Here is a 24,453-nt window from a genome sequence, read left to right as displayed (position 1 = left end):
CTGCGAAGCTGGCCGGATGACGACGCACTTCTACACGGCCTCCAGCCTCGACGGGTTCATCGCCACCGAGGAGCACTCATTGGACTGGTTGCTCACACAGGACATCGACCAAGACGGACCGATGGCGTACACGGGTTTCGAGCGGAGCATCGGCGCTCTGGCGATGGGGTCCTCCACCTACGAGTGGGTGATGCGCCATGAAGAGGGCCGCTGGGGGTACACCCAGCCCACGTGGGTGTTCACCCACCGTCGACTCGACCTCCCGAAGGAGGGCGATGTCCGACTGACGCAGGCCGACATCCGCACGGTGCACGCGGAGATGGCGCAGGCGGCGGGTGGGAAAGACCTCTGGGTCGTGGGCGGCGGAGACCTGGCGGGGCAGTTCGCCGACGCCGGCCTGCTCGATGAGGTGTGGGTGCAGTACGCACCCGTCACACTCGGCTCGGGAGCCCCGTTGCTTCCGCGCAGACTCGACCTCGAGTTGATCGAGGTGGCGCGAAACCGGAACTTTCTCTGCGGTCGGTACCGGCTCGCGCGGGACGGAGAAGTCCGCGACGATCTCTAGACTGGACCCATGGTCGCATTCACCAAGGGGCACGGCACGGGCAACGATTTCATCATCATCGCTGACCCGGACGGTGAGCTCGACCTCACCGTCGAGCAGGTCGCCGTGCTCTGCGATCGTCACTTCGGCATCGGTGCAGACGGAATCCTCCGCGTGGTGAAGTCGTCGGCGATTCCCGACGGTGCGGCTGCACTCGACGAAGAGCCGCAGGCGGAATGGTTCATGGACTACCGCAATGCCGATGGATCGGTCGCCGAGATGTGCGGGAACGGCGTCCGCGTGTTCGCCCACTATCTCGTGCGCTCCGGCCTTGCGGCGATCGAACCCGGCTCGACCTTGCCGATCGGCACGCGGGCGGGAGTGCGCGATGTCACCCGAAGCGCGACGGGATATCAGGTCGACCTCGGCCGGTGGAAGCTCTCCGGGGACGACCCGCTCGTTCGAGTGGACGGCCTGTCTGTCACCCGTCCAGGTCTCGGAATCGACGTCGGGAATCCGCACGTCGTGGTGGCGCTCGCGTCGGAGGCTGAGCTCGCGTCCCTCGAGCTCCACCGTGCGCCCGGCCTCGACCCGCTGCTGCCCGCGGGAGCCAACATCGAGTTCGTCGTACCCGGCGAACCGCTCGTGCGCGACGGTATCGGACATGTGAGCATGCGTGTCTATGAGCGCGGGGTCGGAGAGACTCTGAGCTGCGGCACGGGCGTCGCGGCGACGGCCCTGGCAGTGCGCTACTGGGCGGGCGAGAACGCTCCGAGCAACTGGCAGGTCGAGGTGCCCGGGGGGACGCTCGGCGTTCGAATGTTCCCGGCGGAAGACGGTGAGCACGTCGCTCTCTCCGGGCCGGCTCAGCTCGTGTTCCAAGGCGAGGTCGACCTCGCCTGAGGTCCTGACCGTCGGCTTCGTCAGGCCCGCATCGGCCTCATCCGAGAATGATCGGCTCCGTCGGCGGGTTTCCGTGCTTGCGCACTTTCAGGATGCGATAGCCCTTGCCCGTAGCGGTGCGGAAGACGCTGTAGCCGGGCTGGAAGGTCGATCCGATCCACCGCTGGAGCGAATCCGCACCGAGATTGCGCTGCACGACCAGCCAGGCATCGCTGCGCTCGTCGAGGCGCGGGATCCATCGCTCCAGAAGGCCGTGGAGTTCGTTCTTCCCAACGCGGATCGGCGGATTCGATCGGATCGTACGGAATGAGACGTGCTCGGGAACATCGTCGGGCAGGGATGCGTTGACATTGGTGAGCCCGAGAGCTGCGGCGTTGCGACGCACCAGATCGAGGGCACGCTCATTCACGTCGACGGCCCACACCGTCGCATGGGGAGCGGCCAGGGCCATCGACAATGTCACCGGACCCCAACCGCTGCCGAGGTCGAGAAGATCGCCGCCCGGGGGTACCGGGGGCATGTTGGCGAGGAGCACTGCAGTGCCGGCGTCGAGACGATCCGGGCTGAAGACCCCACCGGCGGTGGTGACTTCGAGCTCTCGACCCGCGAGTGATACGCGGATCTTACGCAGATTCTCGGGGCTTGCCGGGGCCGCAGTGAAGTAGTGATCTGACCCCATACGGTGAGCGTACCGGACAGCGCGGGCTAAGGTTAAGGCTCGCAACAAATCCCAGAGACAAGGAACGGATGACGGAGACCACCACACCCTCCACCGACGACCACACGGTCGATCGTGTACTCGCGAACGCGGAGAAGCGCTCGGACGTCCACCTCTTCGGCGCCGCACAGGCGCTGCAGGACGAATCGACGGCATCGCACGCGAGTACGGACGGCGCGCAGTGGGATCTCGAAGACCGACATGCTCTTCGACGCGTCGGTGGACTCTCGACAGAGCTCGAGGATGTCACCGAGGTCGAGTACCGGCAGTTGCGACTCGAGAACGTCGTACTGGTGGGCGTCTACCCCCAGGGGGCGCAGGAAGATGCCGAGAACTCGCTGCGGGAACTCGCCGCTCTGGCGGAGACCGCCGGCGCCGTCGTGCTCGACGGTGTCCTGCAGCGCCGCCCGCACCCCGACGCCGCGACATACCTCGGCCGCGGGAAGGCCCAGGAGCTCAAAGACATCGTCGCCGCTGTCGGGGCCGACACCGTCATCGCCGACACCGAGCTCGCGCCGAGCCAACGACGCGCTCTCGAGGACGTCGTCAAGGTCAAGGTCATCGACCGCACCACCGTGATCCTCGACATCTTCAGCCAGCACGCGAAGAGCCGAGAAGGCAAGGCCCAGGTCGAGCTCGCCCAGCTCGAGTATCTGCTGCCTCGTCTTCGCGGTTGGGGTGACTCGATGAGTCGCCAAGCCGGTGGTCAGGTCGGCGCCGGCGGCGCAGGCATGGGCTCGCGCGGTCCCGGTGAAACCAAGATCGAACTCGATCGCCGACGGATCCGCACGAAGATGGCTCTGCTTCGACGCCAGATCCGAGACTTCGGCCCTGCCCGCGACGCCAAGCGCGCCGAGCGCAAGCGGAACACGATTCCTTCCGTCGCGATCGCCGGATACACGAACGCCGGCAAGTCGAGTCTGCTCAATGCGCTGACCAGCGCTGGCGTCCTGGTCGAGAATGCCCTGTTCGCGACGCTGGATGCGACCGTGCGTCGTACGGAGACGGAGGACGGTCGCGTCTACACGCTCACGGACACCGTCGGGTTCGTGCGCAATCTCCCGCATCAGCTCGTCGAAGCGTTCCGGTCGACCCTGGAAGAGGTCGGCGAGGCCGACGTCGTGCTCCACGTCGTCGACGGTTCGCATCCCGACCCGGCGGGTCAGCTGCAGACCGTGCGCGACGTGCTCGGGGATGTCGGCGTCCGTGACCTTCCGGAGATCGTCGTCTTCAACAAGGCCGATCTGATCGCGGAGGACGAGAGGCTCGTGCTCCGAGGCCTTCAGCCGCACGCCCACTTCGTGTCGTCGCGGTCGGGCGAGGGAATCGCGGAACTGCGCGCAGCCGTCGAAGAAGCGCTCCCGAAGCCCGCCGTCGAGGTGCATGCCGTGATTCCGTATGACCGCGGCGATCTCGTGGCAGCGATCCACGAGTCGGGCATGCTCCTCTCCGTGGACCATCGAGAGGATGGCACCGCGGTGCATGCACGCGTGTCAGAGCGTCTCGCCGCGGAACTGGCTCCTTTCACCGCCCACGGCTGAACGCGACTATCGCGCGAGGAACCGCGCCTCCACCGTTGCGGAGATGACGATCTCCTCGGGCTCGTACTCCATGGCCGGTGCCGAGTCGGCGGCGAACGCCACACCTCCACGCGCTTTGAGCATCGGAGCCCCAGGTGACGGCTGTCCGCTGGAGATGAGGCCGGTATCGGCGATCTCCAGCGGCGTGACCTCACCGAGGCCGAGCGCGCCCGCGTAAGCCTCGGCTCGGGTCACGGCGACACCGACAGCGTCCGCCGCCACATCGCGCTCGATCCGCGTGCGTGTCTCGGGCGTGAGGTGCCAGTCCACCCCGCCGACCTCGACGCCGTCCCAGGGGGAGATGTCGGAGACCCACAGCGAGAGCTCGGATGCTTCCGCGAAGGTGGCGGTGTAGTCGATGCTGGCGTAGTAGACGGGGGCGAGGCGCTTGCCCTCGCTGCTCCAGGGGCGTTCGGCGCGCACCGAGAGCCGCTTGCTGGTCCAGTCGACGACGCTGCCGGCGTCTGCGCGCTCGGTGATGCTCGCGCGCACCGGCTCGGCGAGCCGCATCACGTTCTCGACGACCGTGGTGCGCTCGGGGCCCTCGGCGCGTACCCCGACACGGATGGTGGCGCGCTCCGGCGCGACTCGCGCTTCATGCTCGCCGCGGACGGTGACGGTGACTTCGCTCATGGGGCGACTCTACGCCAGCGGCTGGACCCGCCGTGGAATGGCGTGGCGGCGGAGAACGTTGTAGTCTGTGATGCTCGGGTGTTCCTCACCCGGGATGGTAATTCCACAGTGTGACAGCGGCTCCTTCGAGAGAAGGACCACGGGGCTGATCGGTTTCGACAGCGCCTGTGAATCCACGAGAAGCGGGCCGAGGATGCAGAGTTATCTCGTAAACGCTCTCTGCAAAACAATAGTTGCCGAAACCAAGCGCAACGACTTCGCCCTCGCTGCATAAGCGAGCCCGATAGTCCGTCAGGCCGTATGTGATTCCGATACGGATTCTGGCGTCATCTAGGAATCTTGCTGCGTGATGGCGTCTGGACGTCACGTGGGACTCTTCCCAGGCTGGGCTCGTCGACTTAGGTGTCTGTGACAAAGGTCGGAGCCGAGCAGAACGTCTTCACAGACTGCGCCCGGAGAAGGCGTGGAGACTCAGCGTTGGACGGGGGTTCGATTCCCCCCAGCTCCACCATGTCGCTGTCACACAGGAATGAGGCCCGCCTCCCCAGTGATCACTAGGGAGGCGGGTCTTTTCATGTCCGCTCAGACGCCTGGATGCCGATGTCGTGGACCTATATTGAAGTCTGTGGACACGACCCCCGCAGACGTCTCAACCGGTCTCACGCACGCTCAGGTCTCCGAACGCGTCGCCGCCGGAAAGACGAACGCCTTCGTTGCCGACACGAGTCGCAGCGCCTGGAGCATCGTGCGAGCGAACGTCTTCACGCTCTTCAACGGCATCGTCTTCGCCTGCTTCTTCGTGCTGTTCCTGGTCGGACGCTGGCAGGACGCACTCTTCGGACTCGCCGCGTTCGCGAACGCGATCATCGGATGCGTGCAGGAGTTCCGGGCGAAGTCGGCGCTCGATCGTCTGGCGCTGATGAACGCGCCGCGTGCGCTCGTGCTGCGGGACGGCGAGGAGGCGGAGATCACGCCCGGAGAGGTCGTCCTCGACGACGTCCTCGTGCTCCGCGCCGGCGAGCAGGTGCCGGCCGACGCGCGGGTTCTCGCGTCGCGCGGGCTCCAGATCGACGAGTCGATGCTCACCGGGGAGTCGGACCCGGTCGAGAAGCAGCCCGGCGACGATGCGCTGTCCGGAGCCGTGGTCGTCGCAGGGGAGGGGACCGCGATCGCGACCCGCGTGGGCGCCGATTCCTACGCGAACCACTTCGCCGGGGAGGCGAAGCGTTTCTCCCTCGTCTCGAGTGAACTGCGCACCTCGGTCAACCGGGTGCTGAAATGGGTGAGTTGGATCATCGGCCCCGTCGGCCTGCTCGTCCTGAACGCGCAGATCATCGTGCTCGGCGGCTACACGACCGTGTTCTCGAACGGCGCGTGGGTACAGGCGGTGGTGAACACGATCGCGTCGTTGACGGCGATGATCCCGCTGGGCCTGGTACTCATGACGAGCATCGCCTTCGCCGTCGGAGCCTCACGACTCGCACGCCGGCAGGTTCTGGTGAACGAACTACCAGCTGTGGAAGGCCTCGCGCGCGTCGACGTCATCTGCCTCGACAAGACCGGCACGCTCACCGTCGGGGAGATCGGCTTCGACGAGGCACATCGCCTCCACGGCCTCGCCCCGGAACAGGCAGAGGACGCGGCGGCGGCGCTTGCCTGGTATGCCGCGGCGCCCGATGCGAACGCGACAGCACGGTCGATGCGGACGGCCTACCCGGTCGCCTCGCCACTCGTCGTGTCGGGGTACATCCCGTTCTCATCTGCACGAAAATGGAGTGCGGCGTCGTTCACCGGCATCCCGGGGACCTGGGTGATGGGAGCACCGGAGATGGTGTTCGGCGATGCGGCCACATCGGCGGAGACGGAGCTGGGGCGCACCGTGACGGCACTCGCCGAGACGGGCCGCCGCACTCTCGTGCTCGGCCACGCGCACGCGGCGCTCTCGGACGCCGACGTCGACTCCGAGCGGCTCCCTGACGGACTCGCGGCCATCATCGTGCTCACCTTCCGCGAGCAGGTGCGCCCCGACGCCGCTCAGACACTCGCCTATTTCGGGCGCCAGCAGGTGGGCATCCGCATCATCTCCGGCGACAACCCGCGTACGGTGGCGGCCATCGCCCGAGAAGTCGGTCTCGACGTGGCCGACGGCTTCGATGCCAGAGAGCTTCCCGATGATGACGCCCAGCTCGCCGACGTGCTCGACCAGCACACGGTGTTCGGGCGCGTCACCCCCGAGCAGAAGAAGCGCATGGTGACGGCGTTGCAGAGCCACGGACACACCGTCGCGATGACCGGAGACGGTGTCAATGACGCCCTCGCGATCAAGTCCGCGGATATCGGCATCGCGATGAACTCGGGCTCGCCGGCCACGAAGGCCGTTGCAAGGCTCGTGCTGCTCGACGGACAGTTCTCGCACCTGCCGGACGTCGTCGCCGAGGGGCGCCAGGTCATCGCGAACATCGAGCGCGTGTCGATGCTGTTCCTGAACAAGACGGTCTACGCGACACTGCTCGCGATCATCTTCGGGGCGTTCCTCCTCGAGTTCCCGTTCCTGCCGCGACAGCTCTCCATCACGGACGGCCTCACGATCGGCATCCCCGCCTTCTTCCTCGCGCTCATGCCGAACGCGGCGCGCTACGTGCCGGGTTTCCTCCGACGGTCTTTGAGTTTCGCGATCCCGTCGGGCATCGTCGTCGCGCTCGGGCTGACCTGGTACACGTTCGTCGCGCGTGGACTCGGTGTGCACGAGGAGCAGCTGCGCACGGGCGCCACCGTGATCCTGGCCGTCGTCGGCATCTGGATTCTGGCGGTCCTCGCCCGCCCGCTCAACCGGTTCAAGGTGGCGGTCGTCGGGGCGATGTTCATCTTCCTCATCGCAGTGTTCACGATCCCGCTCGCTCGCGAGTTCTTCGTGCTCGTCGACCCGGGGGAGGACCTCGCCGTCGCGCTCACCGGGATCACGATCGTGATGGTCGCGGCCATCGAAGTTGTGCGCTTCGTGCATCGCCGTCTGGTGCTGACGGTGCCGACGAGGAACGCTCCACGCGTGACGACGTCCTCCTCCACGGTGCCCGTCTCCTCGTCGGCCCCCGTCGCCACGGTGATCACCACGGTGGTCGCCGTGCTCGCATACGTCTTCGGCGCGCTGGCGACGGGCTTCGGGATACTGGTGTTCCTGGGACGCTACGACCCGGACGTGAGCGCCTCGGCCTTCTCGCTCACCGGTGCCGCCATCGCCCTGTTCGGTCTTCTGGTCTTCGCCGTCGCCGCCGGGGTCCGCCGCGGAAGCGGGCTCTCCCGCCTCATGCTCACGATCTTCCTCGGCATCGCGATCGCGTTGAGTGCGGTCGTCCTCGTGTTCGGAGACCGCTGGGACTGGGGAGCGGCCTTGACGGTCGCGTTCGCGGCCGCGATCATCGTGCTGCTGTGGACGCCACCGGTCTCCCGCACCTTCGGGCGGATACTCGAGAGTTCGATGGGGTCGGGTCGCCCCTGACGGAGATCGACCCCGACGGGAGTCGACGAGGGATCTAACGCGGCCACTCGATCAGGATGAGCCCCTGGCGCGTGTCCGCGAGGCGCACCCATCCGTCGCCGAAGAGATACGTCATGCCGTAGCCGTCTTCGTCCGTGCCCATGGCGTATCGGGCGTCTTCGGTGAAGTAGACGCCGTCAGGGCCGTCTTCCCGTTTCCAGCCCTCGGCGAGGAGTGCGGCCTGTGCCGCTGCGGCATCGGAGTCGTCGACCGGAGACCAGCCGTACAGCTGCCCATGGTCGGATCCGACGGTGTAATCGGCCCAGAAGCACAGCAGCCCCTCGGTCAATTCGACACCCCCGACGACGAACTCCTTCGTCTCGGCGGTCCAGCCGGCATCGGCGAGAGCGGTGACCGTGCCGGCCGAGATCATCGACTCGCAGGTGAGTTCCGTTTCGGCCGGCTCCGGCGTCGGCGAGGTCACCGGCACGGAGGACGGCGTCGGCTGCGGACTGCCGGCATCGGGCGTGGGCGACGTGCGCGGCTCCGGAGCGGCGCACGCGGTGAGGGCTCCGACGAGCAGCAGGACGCCCGCGGCTGCGGACATGATGCGGAAATTCATCGCGGGGGCCTCGTGGTTCGATCAGTTCTGCATCAGGGTGAGGAAGTCGTCGTGAAGGGTGCCGTTGGTTGCGAGTGTCGAGCGGGCGGAGATCGTCTCGACACCGTCGACGTCGGTCATGCGCCCGCCGGCCTCGCGGACGATCGGGACGGCCGCTGCGATGTCGTACTCCTTGACGTCGAACTCGGCGACCATGTCGATGCGTCCTTCGGCGAGGAGCATGTACGAGTAGACGTCCCCATAGGCCCGGTCTCGCCAGACACGCCCGGCCACGGCCAGCAGCGTGTCGAGGCGCCCCGCCTCCGACCACTGCGCGATGCTCTGGAAGCTCACGCTCGCGTCGTCGAGCGAGGAGACCGACGACGTCCGGAGCCGACGCGGTTCGCCCTCGAGCGTGGTCCAGGCGCCTCCGCCGGCCGATGCCCACCAGCGCCGTCCGAGCGCCGGCATGCTCACCACTCCCACCTGGGGGACGCCGTCGATAGCCAGCGCGATCATCGTGCCCCACAGCGGGACGCCACGAAGAAAATTGGCCGTTCCGTCGATCGGGTCGATGATCCACTGACGCTGGGTACTGCCCTGCGCGCCGAACTCCTCGCCGAAGATGCCGTCTTCCGGCCGCTCGGTTTCGAGGATGCTGCGGATCGCACGTTCCGTCGCGAGATCGGCGTCCGTCACATGGGAGTTGTCGGCCTTCGTCGAGATCTCGAGGTCGGACGCGTCGAACCGGGGGAGCGACTGGGCATCGGCGGCATCGGCCAGGCGGAGTGCGAGGTCGAGGTCGTGCCGCAGGCTGTCGGGGGAGGTGGTCACGGTCTAAGAATACTGGCCGGATCGACGGGGCCGGAGGGTCGAAAGACCATGTTTCGCCGCCCGCCCGGCGGCGGCGCGCCCGGGTGCCGGTGTCGATTTCACATGGGACCGGTCGGCTGGTAATGTAATTCCTCGGTCGGGGTTATCCCGGGCCACGCACCTCTAGCTCAATCGGCAGAGCAACTGACTCTTAATCAGTGGGTTCTGGGTTCAAGTCCCAGGGGGTGCACGGAACAGCCTCAGTAGATCTCGCCATCTACCGAGGCTTTTCTGTTTTCCCGGTTGCTCCCGATGGGGCGAACCTTTCCGCCCGCTTCTCCTCGACGTGTCGGCCGTGCTCGCCCCGCGCGACGACAGCGATGTCATCGTGTGTCCGAGCGACGAGCGCGACGGATTCTGCGGTATCGCGTAATGGATCGAGCCCGCCGCCGTCTCTCATATGGGGACACATGCCTCGCGCCCTCGGACGCATCACTGCTTCGCAGCAGCGCCGACGGGATGGGCTACATCAAGAACTGGGGAAGATCTTGTACGAGAGAAACGGTGGCGCCGCCGTGCGCCGGAAGACAACCGCGATCATCGCCGCTGCGGCCGCAGCGCTGGGCGCCGTGATCACACTGGCGGGTGCGGGAGCCGCCTCAGCTGCGGAGTACGACTATCCCGCGGCCATCGATCCTTCGTCGATCACCGTGACCACGGTCGGGGGCGGCGGAGCGGTCTCGCAGTGGGACCAGGTGCGGGTCGACGCCGAGTGGTCGGTGCCGGACGGCGCGGTCGGTGGACAGACCTTCGGGTTCACCCTGCCGAAGGAGTTCGCCCGGGCGGGGACATCCTTCTCGGTACCCTCTGCGGAGGATCCGAGCAAGACGATCGCCGAGTGCACCGTGAGCACCGACGCCGCACCGGTCGTCACCTGCACGCTCACCGACTACGTGAACGGGCGCACCGGGGTCAGCGGCTCCCTGTGGTTCGTCGCCTCCGCCGATGAGCAGACGACCGAGAGCACGGTGGAGTTCACCGTCGATGGCACCATCACGCCCGTCGAGATTCCCGGCGGCGGCATCGGACCGTCGTCGCCGCTGCCCACAGAACCGCAGAAGTGGTCGTGGCAGACGGATGATGGCAGGATCGCGTGGCAGCTGGCGCTGCCGGGTGCGAGCTTCGCGGGCGCGGAGTCGATCGTCGTCGACGACACCCTGACCGGGGCGGGCGACGGATTCGCCGAACATCACAACGAGGATGAGCAGCTCGAGGTATGGAGCACGACGATGCAGGATCGGGATCCGCAGTCGATCACGAACTGGACCGGATCATGGAACGACGGCGGCACGGCCTTCCACCTCGTGATCCCCGGCCCGATCGACCCGACGCGGATGTACTTCGTCAAGTACTTCACGGTGCCGAGCTCGCAGGTCGACGGTGCCACCTACGCCAACACCGCCGACGTCAACGGGATCAAGCTCCAGGACAGGGAGGTGTGGTCTGTCACCGGTGGGGGAAGCGGAGACGGCGACGCCACCGGCGCGTTCACCCTCACTAAGGTCGTCGGCGGCTCCGGTTCGTCTGAGGTACCGGCCGATGCCGTCTACACCGTGCGCTACAGCTATGGCGACCCGGTCGTCGAGCGCACCGTCACGGTCACGGCGGGGGCGACCGCACCGCTCATCCAGCTGCCCACGGGGACCGTGGTCACACTCGTGGAGCTCACGCCACCGGCGGTCGAGGGGGTCGACTGGGGTGTTCCCGTGTTCTCGGGACCCGATGTGCACTCCGTGGCCGACGGCGGAGCGCAGTTCACCGTCGGCTCCGGTACGACACTCGCGGTCACGCTCACCAACACCGCGACGACGCCGCCCGTGATTCCGCCGACGACACCGCCGACACCGCCCACCGGGGTCACTCCGCCCACCGAGCTGCCACTCACGGGTGGGTCGTCGCTGGCCACCACCGGTGGCGATGTCCCCGCCGCGATGCTCTGGGGCGGCGGCGCGGCTCTGCTGCTCGGCATCGCTCTGACCGTTCTCGGAGCGGTCCGGGCGCGCTCGCGCGTGGCCCAGGACTGATCCATCGGACGACTGGTCCGTCGGACGACTGGTCCGTCGGACGACTGATCCATCGGACGAGGCCGGTGCCGAGGAGTCTCCTGCTCCACGGTGCCGGTTTCGTCGTACCGGCTTCGTCGCGCGCGGGAGAGCAGAGGCTCTCCCGTCTTCCGCGAGATCCTTCTCCGTGAGGTCGTTTCCCGGGGGTCAGGCGACGGCGATCACCGTCGCGTCCGTGATACGGCGGAGCTCGTCGAACGTCAGTGGCATGACGGTGTGCGGATGGCCCGCGGCCGCCCACAGCTCTCGATGGTCCCGCAGTGCTTCGTCGATGAACGTGCGGAGCGGCGCGGGGTGCCCGACAGGCGCGACGCCGCCGATCGCCTGGCCGGTCGCCGAGCGGACCACGGATGCGGGCGCCATGGACACGTCGTCCGCGCCGATGCTCGCCCGCAGGGTGGAGAGCTCCACGCGGTGACCGCCGCTGGTCAGAACCAGGACGGGGACGCCATCGGCGAGGAACACCAGACTGTTGGCGATCGCCGCGACGTCGCACCCGATCGCCGCAGCGGCCTCCACGGCTGTGCGTGCGGAGTCCGGAAGCACACGGATCGCTGTCTCGACGCCGGCGTCCACGAGATGCTCATGCACGAGACGGCTGCGTTCGGGGAGGGAAGGCGTTTCGCTCATCGCCCCACGATATCCAAGGCGCAGGCTGCGAGATCCAGAGGGTGCAGGCTGCGACGTCGGAGCGGGCTCCGCTGGCCGTTCCGACGTCGCAGGTCCGGTTCAGGCGGCGTCGCCCACGAGGATGGCCGCGGCGTCCTCCGTCGTCGCATCTGCGGGCTCGTCGTCGATGTGCGCGAGCACTCGGCGTCCCAGGAACACCGTGAGTGCGGCCAGCAGCACCGAGGCAGCGGCGAACAGGTAGGGAACCGTCGCGTTGAACGCGTGCCACAGCAGTGCCGCGATCGGAGGAGCCATCGCACCGCCGAGGAATCGCACGGCGGAGTACGCCGAGGAGGCGACGGAGCGCGGAAGATCCGTGGCCTCCATCACGGCCTCCGTGAGCACGGTGTTCATGACGCCGAGCAGGAGCCCGCCGATGACGATGCAGGCGACGAGAGCAGCGGCGTTCGCGACCAGGAGGCCGGCGGCGACGAGGTCGATCGCCAGGAGGGGGAGCACGACGAGGATGATGCGCGTGCGGGGCATCCGGCGCATCAGGATCGGCGCGACCCACACGCTGGTGACGGCGAGTGCGACGCCCCATCCGAAGAACGTGAAGCCGATTCCCATCGCGCCGAAGCCGAGGGGGAACGGCGAGAACGCCAGCAGCACGAAGAAGCCGATGTTGTAGAACAGCGCTGTGATCGCGAGGACCGCCAGTGCGGGACGCCGCAGCGCGGCGAACGGCGCGGAGAACTTCACGGGAACCCGCTTCTCCCCGGGCCCCCGCAGCAGCACGAGCACGGCGACGAATGCGACGGCCATCAGCACGACGACGCCGAAGAACGGGCCGCGCCAGCTCTGCTCCCCGAGGAGTCCGCCGAGGAGAGGGCCCACGGCGATCCCGAGGCCGAGCGCCGCTTCGTACAGCACGATGGCGGCGCTGCTGCCACCTGACGCGGCGCCGACGATCGTTGCGAGCGCGGTCGAGATGAACAGGGCGTTGCCGAGGCCCCAGCCTGCCCGGAAACCGATGACGGCATCGACACTGCCGCTCAGGGCGCACAGCAGGGCGAAGACGACGATCAGCGCCAATCCGATGAGCAGGGTGGCCTTCGCGCCGATGCGGCTCGAGATCCAGCTGGTCACGAGCATCGCGAGCCCGGTCACGAGGAGGTAGCTGGTGAACAGCAACTCGGTCTCGACCGGCGAGGCCTGGAGCGATTCTGCGATCGCGGGCAGGATCGGGTCCACGAGGCCGATGCCCATGAAGGCGACGACGCACGCGAATGCGACGGCCCACACCTGGGCCGGTTGCTTCCACACCGAGGGGGTGGCGGGGGTGTTCACCGAGATTCTCCTGTTCGATCAGTGGCGGTGTGCGCGGCGAGAATCTCCGCCGCACGGGTGAGGGCAGCCCAGTCCTCGTCGCTCAGCGCGGCGAAGCGCGGGGCGAGCGTGTCACGGAACTCGGCGCGCCAGGCGGCGAGGGCGGCGGTTCCCCGTGGTGTGATGTCGACCACCGTCGCTCGAGAATCGTCGGGATCGGGGGAGCGGAGCACGAGTCCTTCCCGTTCCAAGCCGCCGAGGAGGCGGGTCATGCCGGGTTGGGTGGTGCGGGCGGCCGCGGCGAGTTCACCCACCCTTCTCGCGCCTGCCTGTTCGAGGAGGCTCAACACTCGCCACTGCGCCGCAGGTGCGTCGTTCCCGGCGTCCTGAGCGGCGATGCGGCCGAGCGCGTACCCCGACAGCACCAGAGAGGGGATGACATCGACGCGATTCATACCAACAAGTATATACCGGTTGGTATGAATGGTCATCACCGCCTGGTGCTGGCGATCCTCGCGGAGAGTTGGTGCGCGTGCGCGAGGAGCATGCGACCGAGTTCGGCCATCCGGTCCGGGCCGAAGCGGAACTCGACGCCGGTCAGGCTCAGCGCCCATTCCGGGCGCCCTGCACGATCGAAGACCGCAGCACCCAGCCCCCAGCTGCCCTCGACGATGAGTCCGGGGTTGACGGCATACCCGCGTTCCTTGGTCTCGGCGAGGCGCGCTCGGAGCGGGCTCTGTCCGTGTGCGCGCCCCCACGCTCCCTCCAGCTCCGGATGGCGGTCGAGATAGGCATCCACATCGTGGTCGGGAAGGAACGCCAAGATGGCGAGCCCTGCGCTGGCGACGCCGAGCGGGAAGCGGACGCCTTCGCTCAGCACGAAGGAACGGATCGGGAACGACCCTTCTTCGCGGAGGAGGCACACCGTCTCGTCCGCGCGCCGCACGGAGAGGAACGCGCTCTCCTCGGTCTTCACGGCGAGAGACCGGACGATATCGCGGGCGAGCGTGGTGACGTCGTAGCGGGCCGCTGCCACCGATCCCATGAGGAAGAGCTCCGGCCCGGGCATCCATCGCGTGCTCGCGCCGTCGCGGTCGACGAGTCCTTCCGATTTGAGGGCGCTCAGAAGGCGGTGGGCGGTCGAGCGCGAGAGCGCGGCGGCGACCGCGAGCTCCTGCAACGAGGCTCCGTCGGAGCCCGCGGCGGTCACCAGACGGAGCAGGCGCGCGGCCCTCGCGATCGCCTGCGTGCCGGGAACTGAAGAGGCGGGTTCCATAATGTGGACGCTACCTCGGTGTTCGGCCACATCGCAAGATCCGGCTTCCCCGCAGACGGCTCGTCGGCGGATGCTGGGGTGAGCACGGAATCGAAGGAGCCGACGTGATCGACAAGCAATGGGAGTCTGCGGAGGCTGCCGTCTCCGACATCGAGGACGGAGCGTCGCTGGCCGTCGGCGGTTTCGGCCTGTCCGGGAACCCGATCGCCCTGATCGAGGCTCTCCTCGCGCAGGGCACCAAGGGCCTCAGCGTGGTGAGCAACAACTGCGGAGTGGATGACTGGGGACTCGGCGTGCTGCTCGCCGCCCAACGCATCCGCAAGATGACCTCGTCGTACGTGGGGGAGAACAAGGAGTTCGAGCGTCAGTTCCTGAGTGGCGAACTCGAACTCGAACTCACCCCGCAGGGCACCCTGGCAGAGAAGCTCAGGGCCGGCGGCTCGGGGATCGCCGCGTTCTACACCCAGACGGGCGTCGGCACGCAGGTCGCCGAGGGCGGGCTGCCGCGTCGGTACAACCCCGACGGAACCATCGCCACCGCCTCGTCGGTGAAGGACGTGCGCGTCTTCGCGGTGAACGGGCAGCCGAAGGAGTTCGTCCTGGAAGAGGCGATCACCACCGACTTCTCGCTCGTGCACGCGGCACGCGGCGACCGACACGGCAACCTCGTGTTCAACAAGGCCGCGCGCAACTTCAATCCGCTCGCCGCGATGGCCGGTCGCATCTGCATCGCGCAGGTCGAGCAGCTGGTGGAGCCGGGCGAGCTCGACCCCGACGACATCCACCTCCCCGGCGTGTTCGTGCACCGGATCGTCGAGGTGGGCATCGACATCCCCAAGCGCATCGAGCGGCGGACCGTCGCCGTGGAAGGAGCCTGAGATGGCACTCACCCGTGAGCAGATGGCGGCCCGCGCGGCGATCGAGCTGGAGGACGGCGCCTACGTCAACCTCGGCATCGGCCTGCCCACCCTCGTACCCAACCATGTCCCGCCCGGGGTCACGGTCGTCCTGCAGTCGGAGAACGGCATCCTGGGCGTCGGTCCCTATCCGCGGGAGGACGCCGTCGACCCAGACCTCATCAACGCCGGCAAGGAGACGGTCACCACCCTCCCCGGAGCGGCGTTCTTCGACTCCGCGACCAGCTTCGGCATGATCCGCGGCGGCAAGATCGACGCGGCCATCCTGGGAGCGATGCAGGTCTCCGTGAGAGGCGACCTCGCGAACTGGATGATCCCGGGCAAGATGGTCAAGGGTCCCGGCGGCGCCATGGATCTGGTTCACGGAGCCGGCCGCGTCATCGTGCTCATGGAGCACGTGGCCAAGGACGGCTCCGCGAAGATCGTCGACGAGTGCTCGCTGCCGTTGACCGGTCGCGGTGTCGTCGATCGGATCATCACCGACCTCGCCGTGGTCGATGTGACGGCCGAAGGCCTGGTGCTCGTCGAGACGGCGCCGGGCGTCACGGTCGACGAGGTCATCGCCGCCACGGAACCACCGCTCACCATCTCCCGCACTCTCCTCACCGGAAGGACCACAGACCATGACTGAGAACGATGTCGTCATCGTCGCCGCCGCCCGCACGCCTCAGGGTCGCCTCAAGGGGCAGCTCGCCGCGTTCACCGCACCTCAGCTCGGCTCTTTCGCCATCCGAGGTGCGCTGGAGCAGAGCTCGATCGATCCGGCCGACGTCGACGCGGTGATCGTCGGCCAGGTGCTCGCCGCCGGGTCGGGGCAGAACGCGGCGCGTCAGGCGGCCATCGGCGCAGGGATCGGGTGGGACGTTCCCGCGCACTCCGTGAACAAGGTGTGCCTGTCCGGTTTGACCGCCATCATCGACGCGGCGCGGATGATCCGCACCGGCGACGCCGATGTGGTCGTCGCCGCCGGGATGGAATCGATGACGCGCGCGCCCCATCTGCTCATGGGATCGCGCGACGGCTGGGCGTACGGCAGCGTCGAGGTTCTCGACCACATGGCATACGACGGCCTCACGGATGCGTATGACCGGGAGAGCATGGGCGCGTCCACCGAGCGGCACAACGCGCGCTTCGGGCTGACCCGTGAAGCGCAGGACCGGGTGGCCGCGCTGTCGCATCAGCGGGCGACGGCAGCGCAGGAGGCAGGTCTCTTCGACGAGGAGATCGTCGCCGTCGACGTGCCGCAGCGTCGGGGAGAGCCCGTGCGCGTGACGAGGGACGAGGGCGTGCGTCCGGACACCACCGTCGAGACCCTCGCGGGACTGCGTGCCGCGTTCGCAGAGGGAGGTTCGATCACGGCGGGGAACTCGTCACCGATCTCCGACGGTGCCTCGGCTGTGGTGGTGACGACACGACGGACCGCGGACGCCAAGGGATGGCCCGTGCTCGTGACCGTCGGAGCGAGCGGGCAGACCGCCGGTCCCGACAACTCGCTGCAGGCGCAGCCGGCGCGTGCCATCGAACGTGCGTGCGAGAAGCAGGGCATCGCGCCCGCCGATCTCGACCTGGTGGAGATCAACGAGGCCTTCGGCGCTGTCGTCTCCCGTTCGCAGGAGGAGCTCGGCCTGGACGAGGGCATCGTGAACATCCATGGCGGCGGCATCGCCATCGGCCACCCGATCGGCGCATCGGGGAACCGGCTCGTGGTGCATGTCGCACATGAGCTCGCTCGTCGAGGTGGCGGTACGGCCGCCGTCGGCCTCTGTGGCGGTGGCGGTCAGGGAGAAGCCCTCATCCTCACCCGGTGACAAGAGTCTCGGGCGGGGAGGACGTCAGGGGCGAGCGTCCTTCGCGTGGTCCTGCGTGTCGGCGAGAGCCTTCTGCGACCGGAACTGCAGTCGCTGGGCCTTCTTCGCCTTCTTGACCGACTGGGGCGAGTCGGCGTCGACCAGGACGCCGCGGCGTTCACGGTTCATGTCGACGACGGCGCCGACCGCGAGTGCCATCGTGATTCCCCAGCTCACCCACGACAGGACGGCGCGCCAGGTGATCGGCTGCTCGCGCGTGCCGCGCAGCAGGGAGACCCCGGCAGAGATCGCAGCGACAAGTCCAGTGCTGAAGAGGTAGCGCATGCCCCCACGCTACCTTCCCGTACCCCAGGTCGCACCGAGCCTTGACAAGCCCTCCCTGATCCTGGCAGGGGAGTAGGTGGTGAAGGACAGGCGGAGGGTGCGTTCGTCGGGGATACCGGAGAAGAACGACGTGCCCGGCACGAAAGCGACGTCGTGAGCGAGCGCTGCGGGAAGCGCCGATGCGGCGTCCCGTCCCTCGGGGAGTCGAACCCAGACGAACATGCCACCGTCGGGTCGGTTCCAGCTGCTTCCGTCCGGGAGCGCGGAGGGAAGCAGCTCCAGCATCGCGTCGCGACGAGCGGCATACGCTTCGCGGATGCGTGAGAGCGCGAGCTCGCCGCGACCCGAAGCGAGGTAGTGGGCGGCCGCTGCCTGGTCGATCGTGGAGGTGTGCAGGTCGGCCGCCTGTTTGGCGATCGTGATCGACGAGCGGATGTCGGCCGTGGTGCGGATCCAGCCGATGCGCAGGCCGGGTGCGATCACCTTGGAGAAGCTGCCGAGGCTGATGACATGTTCGGGGGCGAACGCGGCGAGCGAGGGGAGGGCATCCCCCGAGTACCGCAACTGGCGGTACGGCTCGTCCTCGACGATCCGGAAGCCTCGGCGCTGCGCGATCGCGGCGATCGTGCGTCGTGCTTCGACATCGTGCGTGCGTCCGGTCGGATTCTGAAACGTGGGCACGGTGTAGAAGAACTTCGGTCCATGGTGCGCGGCGAGGCGGTCCAGTGCGTCGAGGTCGAGGTCATCGCCGACGTAGGGGACACCGACGACGCGGGCACCGGCCAGCGCGAACGTCTGGAGCGCTGCGAGGTAGCAGGGCTCCTCAACCAGGATCGTGTCGCCGGGATCGACGAGCGTCGTCGAGATGAGCCCCAGCCCCTGCTGCGACCCCGTCGTGACGATGAGGTCGGATGCCGCGGTGGGCAGCCCGTCGGACGAATAGCGTCTGGCGACCGCGTCCCGCAGTCCCGGGTCTCCCTCGGACGTGGAGTACTGGAGCACCCCCGGGGAGTCGAGCACGGCATCGAACGCGGCGCGGATGCCCTCGACGTCGAAGAGCTCGGGCGCGGGGAGCCCGCCGGCGAACGAGATGACCTCGGGGCGCGCGGTGAGGGCCAGCAGGTCGCGGACCGGCGAGGTCTTGGCACCGCCGGCACGCTGTGAACGCGACGGGAGGGAGAGGATCGGCGCGGCGGGCTGCGGGGCAGTGGGCAACGGGGACTCCTCTTGCGCTTGTCGTTCGGCGGGTGTCGCCCAGACTAGACCCGTCCCGAGGCGCCGGCTTCCCTGCTGTTCCCCGGGCCGACCCGCTATCATGGCCTGGTCGCGGCTCGCCCGCGGCCGCACCCCGTGTATCTACCGGCCGTCGGCATTCCGACGGACAGCGGCGGCACCCGACATCGCGTCCTCGACGCGCGAGAGCCATGACACGCGCCACAGCAATCCCACCACTCACCGAGCCGAGCCTTCTGCGTCTCGCCGGTCTGCCCTACTTCCTGATCGCCTTCATCGCGCGGTTGCCGTTCGCCATGATGGTGGTCGGCGTCCTGACCGTGGTCGTGTCCGCCCGCGGTTCCCTGTCCCTGGGCGGGCTCACCTCCGCAGCCGTCGGCCTCGGCACGGCCTGCTTCGGGCCTCTTCTCGGCGCCGCCGCAGACCGCTTCGGTCAGCGCGTCGTCCTGATGGTGCTCGCCCTCGCCAACGGCGCCATGCTCCTGCTCTTCACGTTCGTGGTCTATGGCACCGCGGCAGACGGCTTCGTGCTGCTGGCCGCAGTGGGCATCGGAGCCACCGCCCCGCAGGTCGCACCGCTCTCGCGCTCGCGGCTGGTGACGATCATCAACGAACGGATGGCCGTGGCTCGCCGCGCCAAGACGGTGTCGGGCACGATGGCCTACGAGTCCGCGGCCGACGAGACCGTGTTCGTCTTCGGTCCCTTCCTGGTCGGTATCCTCGCGTCGGCCATCGCGCCGTGGGCGCCTCTGGTCGGCGCGGCCGTGCTCACGGTGGTCTTCGTCGGTGCCTTCGCTTTGCACCCCAGCGGTCGACACGTGTCGCAGGACCGCGACGCCGACGGCAGGGCGCCGTCCGCCGTCTCCGAGCTGTTCCGCCCGCAATTGCTGATCGTCGTCCTCGGCATCCTCGGAGTCGGGATCTTCTTCGGCACGATGCTCACCTCGCTGACGTCGTTCATGGCCGATCGCGGCGCGCCGGAGCAGGCCGGGCTCCTCTACGGGGTCATGGGCGTCGGTTCCGCCATCCTCGCGCTCGGCGTCGCCTGGCTTCCCGCCGCCTTCTCGATGCGGGCGCGATGGCTCGTCTTCTCCGGCATCCTGCTGGCGGGCACCCTTCTGCTCGGATTCGTCGACACACCGGGCACGATGATGCTGGCGCTCGCGATCATGGGAATCGGCATCGGACCCACCCTCGTCACGCAGTACAGCTTCGGCGCCGCCCGCAGTCCGCGCGGACGCTCGGCCACCGTCATGACCATGTTGGGATCCGGTGTGGTCGTCGGTCAGTCGATCGGAGCCGCGTTCGCCGGTGAGATCGCAGAGAACGTCGGCACTCCTGCGGCGCTTCTCTTGCCGATGATCGCGGCGTTCATCGCCTTCGCGGCGGGCCTGGCCAACTGGTTCCTGACTGGTGTTGGGCGCCGGGAAGCTCTCGTCAAGGCCTGAGCGACGATCCGCGGAAATCCGCGTTCCTCGATAGCCTGGAGGAAACCCCCGGGAGGAGCCCTCGTGGCCGCAGCAGATTTCGTCGTCGTCGCCAACCGCCTGCCCGTGGATCGCGTGGTGGGGCCTGATGGTGAGGAGACCTGGCGCACCTCTCCGGGCGGACTCGTCGCCGCCCTCGAACCCATGATGCGCAGTGTCCACGGAGCCTGGGTGGGCTGGCCCGGTCAGGCCGACGTCGAGCTGGAGCCTTTCGAGGCCGACGGCATCGATCTGATTCCGGTCGCGCTGAGTGCCCAGGAGGTGGCGGAGTACTACGAGGGCTTCGCGAACGACACGATCTGGCCGCTCTATCACGACGTGATCGCTCCTCCGCAGTACCACCGCGAGTGGTGGGATGCCTACGTCACCGTGAATCGACGGTTCGCCGAGGCGGCCGCTGATGCCGCGGCGCCGGAGGGCACGGTCTGGGTTCACGACTACCAGCTGCAGCTCGTGCCGCAGATGGTGCGCGAACTGCGCCCGGATGTCACGATCGGGTATTTCCATCACATCCCGTTCCCCGCACACGGGCTCTACGCGCAGCTGCCCTGGCGTGACCAGGTGCTGCGCGGGCTGCTCGGCGCCGACGTCATCGGTTTCCAGCGCGCGCAGGACGCCACCTACTTCCTGACCGCCGTACGCCGGCGGCTGCGCTACGAGGTCAAGGGCCCCCATGTCTCCGTCCCCGAGGGAGACGGCACCCGAACGGCGATGGCGCGGGCATTCCCGATCTCGATCGACACCACCCCGTATCTCGAGCTCGCTGCCCGCGAGGATGTGCGCGCGAGGGCGGCGGAGATCCGCGCGAGCCTCGGAAACCCCAAGCGCATCCTGCTCGGTGTCGACCGGCTCGACTACACCAAGGGCATCCGTCACCGCATCAAGGCATACGGCGAGTTGCTGGCCGAGGGACGCCTCAAAGTCGAAGACGTGACGCTCGTGCAGGTCGCCAGTCCCAGCCGGGAGCGTGTGGATGCGTACGTGCACCTGCGCGACGAGATCGAGCTCGCGGTCAGCCGCATCAACGGCGATACCGACACGATGGGCCATTCCGCGATCCGATATCTTCACCAGGGCTATCCGCGCGAAGAGATGGTCGCGCTGTACCTCGCCGCAGATGTGATGCTGGTGACGGCCCTGCGGGACGGCATGAACCTCGTCGCCAAGGAGTATGTCGCGACCCGCGTCGACGACCGCGGAGTGCTGGTGCTCAGCGAGTTCACCGGCGCCGCGGATGAGCTGCGGCAGGCGGTCCGGGTGAACCCGCACGACATCGAGGGTCTCAAGGATGCGATCATGACGGCCGTGGAGATGCCTCCGGCGGAGCAGGGGCGGCGTATGCGGTCGCTTCGACGTCGGGTGCTGGACAACGACGTCGACGCGTGGTCGTCGTCGTTCCTGGCGGCGCTCTCCGAGGTCCGTGGTCGCTGACGTTCCTCCACGACCGAGATACTGAGCGTGCGGCTCACGCCGGAGCCGCCGAGAACCACCCCTGTGATTGGAGAATCCGTGACGCGTCCCTGGACCCCCGGAACCGCTGACGACGACCTGCAGGCTCTGGCTGCCACACCGCGGTTGGTGGTCGCCCTCGACTTCGACGGCACGGCTTCTCCTCTGGTCGCAGACCCGATGGCGGCACGGGCGCTTCCCGAGGTGGCGGTTCAGGTCGAACGCCTCGCCGCTCTGCCGGACACGCTCGTCGCCTACGTCTCCGGTCGCAGCATGCACGACCTTCGCGTGATCACCGAGCACACGGACGACTCCGCGATCGCGCTGGCCGGCTCACACGGCGCCCAGTACTGGTTCCCCGGCGAGGGCGACGTGGACGCACCAGGCGAGGAGACGGAAGAAGGGGCTCGGGAAGAGCTCTGGGCTGCGGCGAAGCCGATCATCGAACGGTACGAGGGTGCGGAGTTCGAGCCCAAGACCTTCGGCATGGGCGTGCACACCCGCCGTGCGGACCGGGAGACCGAGCAACGCGTCTTCGCCGAGATCGACGCGCTCGTCGCCGAGCGATTCCCGCACTGGCGGCGGCGCTCCGGGCACCGGGTTCTCGAATTCTCCTCGCGCACCGAGGGCAAGGACGCCGCGATGGCCGCGCTCCGCGACCGCTTCGATGCCACGGGGATCCTGTTCGCCGGCGACGATGTGACCGACGAGGACGCGATGCGTGTGCTCGGAGAAGGCGACCTCGGCGTGCGCGTGGGCCCGGGGGAGAGCGTCGCGACCCTGCGTGTGGACACTCCACAACAGATCGCCGAGCTTCTGGAGGCGTTGGCGGACGAACGCGCCTCTCGTCGGCAATAGACTTCCGTCATGTCCTCGCATGATCCCTCTCACAGCGCGCCCATCGACATCAAGCCCCGCAGCCGCGTCGTCACCGACGGCATCGAGGCCACGACCTCCCGAGGCATGCTCCGTGCCGTCGGCATGGGAGACGCCGACTGGGACAAGCCGCAGATCGGCATCGCGTCGAGCTGGAACGAGATCACTCCCTGCAACCTGAGTCTCGACCGTCTCGCTCAGGGGGCCAAGGAAGGCGTGCACTCCGGCGGCGGCTACCCGCTGCAGTTCGGCACGATCTCCGTCTCGGACGGCATCTCGATGGGCCACGAGGGGATGCACTTCTCGCTCGTGTCGCGCGAGGTCATCGCCGACTCCGTCGAGACCGTCATGATGGCCGAGCGCCTCGACGGTTCCGTGCTCCTCGCCGGCTGCGACAAGTCGATCCCCGGAATGCTCATGGCCAGCGCGCGCCTCGACCTGTCGAGCGTGTTCCTGTACGCCGGGTCCATCGCTCCCGGCTGGGTCAAGCTCTCTGACGGCACCGAGAAGGACGTCACGATCATCGACTCGTTCGAGGCGGTCGGTGCCTGCCGTGCCGGTCTCATGAGCGAGGAGGACCTCAAGCGCATCGAGTGCGCCATCGCTCCCGGCGAGGGTGCCTGCGGTGGCATGTACACCGCCAACACCATGGCGTCGGTCGCGGAGGCCCTCGGCCTCAGCCTTCCGGGCTCGGCGGCTCCGCCCGCAGCGGATCGTCGTCGCGACTACTACGCCCACCGCTCGGGCGAGGCCGTGGTGAACCTGCTCCGTCAGGGCATCACGACGCGCGACATCCTCACCAAGGAGGCGTTCGAGAACGCGATCGCCCTCGCGATGGCCCTCGGTGGTTCCACGAACGTCGTCCTGCACCTGCTCGCGATCGCCCGTGAGGCCGACGTCGAGCTGAGCCTGCACGACTTCAACCGCATCGGCGACAAGGTCCCGCACGTCGCCGACATGAAGCCCTTCGGCAAGTACGTGATGAACGACGTCGATCGTCACGGCGGCATCCCCGTGATCATGAAGGCGATGCTCGACGAGGGCCTGTTGCACGGCGACGCGCTCACCGTCACGGGCAAGACGCTCGCCGAGAACCTCGCCGACCTCGACCCGCAGCCGATCGACGGCGAGGTCATCCACACCTTCGACAACCCGATCCACGCGACCGGCGGCCTCACGATCCTGCACGGCTCCCTCGCCCCCGAGGGCGCTGTCGTCAAGACCGCCGGCTTCGACGCCGCCGTGTTCGAGGGCCCCGCACGCGTGTTCGAGCGCGAGCGCGCCGCCATGGACGCGGTCGCCGAGGGGGAGATCGAGCCCGGCACCGTCATCGTGATCCGCTACGAGGGCCCCAAGGGCGGACCGGGCATGCGCGAGATGCTCGCCATCACTGCGGCCATCAAGGGCGCGGGGCTCGGAAAAGATGTACTACTCTTGACTGACGGACGATTCTCAGGCGGCACAACCGGCCTGTGCATCGGCCACATAGCACCCGAAGCGGTGGACGCAGGTCCTATCGCCTTCGTGCGCGATGGTGATCTGATACGGGTCGATATCGCAGCTCGCTCTCTCGATCTACTCGTCGACGAGGCAGAGCTCGCCTCCCGCCGTTCTGGCTGGGAGCCGCTTCCCCCGCGCTACACCCGAGGCGTTCTTGCCAAGTACTCGCGCCTCGTGCGGTCCGCCGCCGAGGGAGCGACCACCGGCTGACCCGGACGCTCCGACGTCCGGCGTCCTCCACAGATCATCAGAAGG

General features: G+C 68.1%; 21 protein-coding genes, 1 tRNA gene, 1 other RNA gene and 1 pseudogene. 14 read left to right on the top strand and 10 right to left on the bottom strand.

Translation table 11 applies throughout. The features are described from left to right. Positions 1–16 precede the first annotated feature (16 nt). Complete coding sequence (locus MicroSTF_RS03780) at positions 17–565, top strand: dihydrofolate reductase family protein (RefSeq protein ID WP_029265522.1); 549 nt, start codon at positions 17–19, stop codon at positions 563–565. Between the two features lie 9 nt (positions 566–574). Beyond that, on the top strand, positions 575–1,447 hold the full coding sequence (dapF, locus tag MicroSTF_RS03775) for a diaminopimelate epimerase (protein ID WP_029265520.1): 873 nt from the start codon (positions 575–577) through the stop codon (positions 1,445–1,447). 37 nt (positions 1,448–1,484) lie between these two features. Here dapF and MicroSTF_RS03770 read toward each other — a convergent pair whose 3' ends face one another. Beyond that, the gene (locus MicroSTF_RS03770) at positions 1,485–2,126 is read right to left on the bottom strand and encodes a class I SAM-dependent methyltransferase (protein WP_021198644.1); all 642 of its coding nucleotides are present in this window, start codon (positions 2,124–2,126) and stop codon (positions 1,485–1,487) included. 293 nt (positions 2,127–2,419) lie between these two features. Here MicroSTF_RS03770 and hflX point away from each other — a divergent pair. Next, a pseudogene (gene hflX / locus MicroSTF_RS03765) lies at positions 2,420–3,706 on the top strand (GTPase HflX); the annotation flags it as partial. Between the two features lie 6 nt (positions 3,707–3,712). Here hflX and MicroSTF_RS03760 read toward each other — a convergent pair. After that, positions 3,713–4,378, bottom strand: coding sequence for an SIMPL domain-containing protein (locus MicroSTF_RS03760; protein ID WP_021198646.1), 666 nt, complete (start codon positions 4,376–4,378; stop codon positions 3,713–3,715). Positions 4,379–4,519: 141 nt separating this feature from the next. Here MicroSTF_RS03760 and ssrA point away from each other — a divergent pair. Both ssrA and MicroSTF_RS03750 read left to right on the top strand, forming a co-directional pair. Further along, positions 4,520–4,889, top strand: a transfer-messenger RNA (tmRNA) gene (gene ssrA / locus MicroSTF_RS03755). 114 nt (positions 4,890–5,003) lie between these two features. Next, positions 5,004–7,874: an HAD-IC family P-type ATPase gene (locus tag MicroSTF_RS03750; RefSeq protein WP_029259030.1), complete on the top strand. Its 2,871-nt coding sequence runs from the start codon at positions 5,004–5,006 to the stop codon at positions 7,872–7,874. Positions 7,875–7,908: 34 nt separating this feature from the next. On the opposite strand, the gene MicroSTF_RS03745 is transcribed toward MicroSTF_RS03750, so the two are convergent. Together MicroSTF_RS03745 and MicroSTF_RS03740 are read right to left on the bottom strand one after the other, a co-directional pair. Further along, entirely contained in the window at positions 7,909–8,475 is a 567-nt protein-coding gene (locus MicroSTF_RS03745; protein WP_297554263.1) for a hypothetical protein, read from the bottom strand. A gap of 21 nt (positions 8,476–8,496) precedes the next feature. Further along, complete coding sequence (locus tag MicroSTF_RS03740) at positions 8,497–9,288, bottom strand: inositol monophosphatase family protein (protein ID WP_029259031.1); 792 nt, start codon at positions 9,286–9,288, stop codon at positions 8,497–8,499. Positions 9,289–9,444: 156 nt separating this feature from the next. On the opposite strand from MicroSTF_RS03740, the gene MicroSTF_RS03735 reads away from it, so the two are divergent. Together MicroSTF_RS03735 and MicroSTF_RS03730 are read left to right on the top strand one after the other, a co-directional pair. Then, positions 9,445–9,517, top strand: a tRNA-Lys gene (locus tag MicroSTF_RS03735). Between the two features lie 325 nt (positions 9,518–9,842). Continuing rightward, a complete protein-coding gene (locus MicroSTF_RS03730; RefSeq protein WP_297554259.1) occupies positions 9,843–11,351 on the top strand; it encodes an Ig-like domain-containing protein in 1,509 nt (502 codons plus the stop codon). Positions 11,352–11,537: 186 nt separating this feature from the next. On the opposite strand, the gene MicroSTF_RS03725 is transcribed toward MicroSTF_RS03730, so the two are convergent. From MicroSTF_RS03725 to MicroSTF_RS03710, 4 genes are all read right to left on the bottom strand, one after another. Then, positions 11,538–12,020 (bottom strand): YbaK/EbsC family protein, encoded by a 483-nt coding sequence (locus MicroSTF_RS03725; protein WP_029259033.1) that lies wholly within the window; start codon positions 12,018–12,020, stop codon positions 11,538–11,540. 99 nt (positions 12,021–12,119) lie between these two features. Continuing rightward, complete coding sequence (locus MicroSTF_RS03720) at positions 12,120–13,349, bottom strand: MFS transporter (RefSeq protein ID WP_036271558.1); 1,230 nt, start codon at positions 13,347–13,349, stop codon at positions 12,120–12,122. After that, complete coding sequence (locus MicroSTF_RS03715) at positions 13,346–13,783, bottom strand: MarR family winged helix-turn-helix transcriptional regulator (RefSeq protein WP_322953675.1); 438 nt, start codon at positions 13,781–13,783, stop codon at positions 13,346–13,348. The genes MicroSTF_RS03720 and MicroSTF_RS03715 overlap by 4 nt, the downstream gene beginning before the upstream one ends. Positions 13,784–13,818: 35 nt before the next feature. Beyond that, positions 13,819–14,604: an IclR family transcriptional regulator gene (locus tag MicroSTF_RS03710; RefSeq protein ID WP_322953673.1), complete on the bottom strand. Its 786-nt coding sequence runs from the start codon at positions 14,602–14,604 to the stop codon at positions 13,819–13,821. Between the two features lie 104 nt (positions 14,605–14,708). Between MicroSTF_RS03710 and MicroSTF_RS03705 the strand changes: the two genes are divergently transcribed. Genes MicroSTF_RS03705 through MicroSTF_RS03695 form a run of 3 tightly spaced genes read left to right on the top strand, consistent with a single transcriptional unit; the run spans position 14,709 to position 17,329 of the window. Further along, positions 14,709–15,482, top strand: coding sequence for a CoA transferase subunit A (locus MicroSTF_RS03705; protein ID WP_029259036.1), 774 nt, complete (start codon positions 14,709–14,711; stop codon positions 15,480–15,482). Position 15,483: 1 nt separating this feature from the next. Continuing rightward, positions 15,484–16,152: a CoA transferase subunit B gene (locus MicroSTF_RS03700; protein WP_029259037.1), complete on the top strand. Its 669-nt coding sequence runs from the start codon at positions 15,484–15,486 to the stop codon at positions 16,150–16,152. Continuing rightward, entirely contained in the window at positions 16,145–17,329 is a 1,185-nt protein-coding gene (locus MicroSTF_RS03695; protein ID WP_029259038.1) for an acetyl-CoA C-acetyltransferase, read from the top strand. Before MicroSTF_RS03700 ends, MicroSTF_RS03695 begins: the two co-directional genes overlap by 8 nt. A gap of 24 nt (positions 17,330–17,353) precedes the next feature. Here MicroSTF_RS03695 and MicroSTF_RS03690 read toward each other — a convergent pair whose 3' ends face one another. Continuing rightward, positions 17,354–17,653, bottom strand: a complete 300-nt coding sequence (locus tag MicroSTF_RS03690; protein ID WP_021200371.1) for a hypothetical protein — start codon at positions 17,651–17,653, stop codon at positions 17,354–17,356. Positions 17,654–17,662: 9 nt separating this feature from the next. Next, a complete protein-coding gene (locus MicroSTF_RS03685) occupies positions 17,663–18,868 on the bottom strand; it encodes a PLP-dependent aminotransferase family protein (RefSeq protein ID WP_322953667.1) in 1,206 nt (401 codons plus the stop codon). A 209-nt stretch (positions 18,869–19,077) separates the two neighbouring features. Here MicroSTF_RS03685 and MicroSTF_RS03680 point away from each other — a divergent pair, with 209 nt between their 5' ends. The 4 genes from MicroSTF_RS03680 to ilvD all read left to right on the top strand — a co-directional run bounded on the left by MicroSTF_RS03680 (position 19,078) and on the right by ilvD (position 24,408). Beyond that, on the top strand, positions 19,078–20,334 hold the full coding sequence (locus MicroSTF_RS03680; RefSeq protein ID WP_021200373.1) for an MFS transporter: 1,257 nt from the start codon (positions 19,078–19,080) through the stop codon (positions 20,332–20,334). 63 nt (positions 20,335–20,397) lie between these two features. Continuing rightward, positions 20,398–21,804 (top strand): alpha,alpha-trehalose-phosphate synthase (UDP-forming), encoded by a 1,407-nt coding sequence (locus MicroSTF_RS03675; RefSeq protein WP_029259040.1) that lies wholly within the window; start codon positions 20,398–20,400, stop codon positions 21,802–21,804. Positions 21,805–21,882: 78 nt separating this feature from the next. Continuing rightward, entirely contained in the window at positions 21,883–22,680 is a 798-nt protein-coding gene (gene otsB / locus MicroSTF_RS03670) for a trehalose-phosphatase (RefSeq protein WP_021200375.1), read from the top strand. Between the two features lie 9 nt (positions 22,681–22,689). Beyond that, on the top strand, positions 22,690–24,408 hold the full coding sequence (gene ilvD, locus MicroSTF_RS03665; RefSeq protein WP_021200376.1) for a dihydroxy-acid dehydratase: 1,719 nt from the start codon (positions 22,690–22,692) through the stop codon (positions 24,406–24,408). The last annotated feature ends 45 nt before the right edge of the window (positions 24,409–24,453 follow it).

Origin of the sequence: Microbacterium sp. STF-2 (genome assembly GCF_034650155.1) — a bacterium.
Lineage (GTDB): Bacteria > Actinomycetota > Actinomycetes > Actinomycetales > Microbacteriaceae > Microbacterium > Microbacterium maritypicum_A.
The sequence above is the reverse complement of the archived record's forward strand: the minus strand, read 5'-3'. Positions and strand labels throughout refer to the sequence as shown.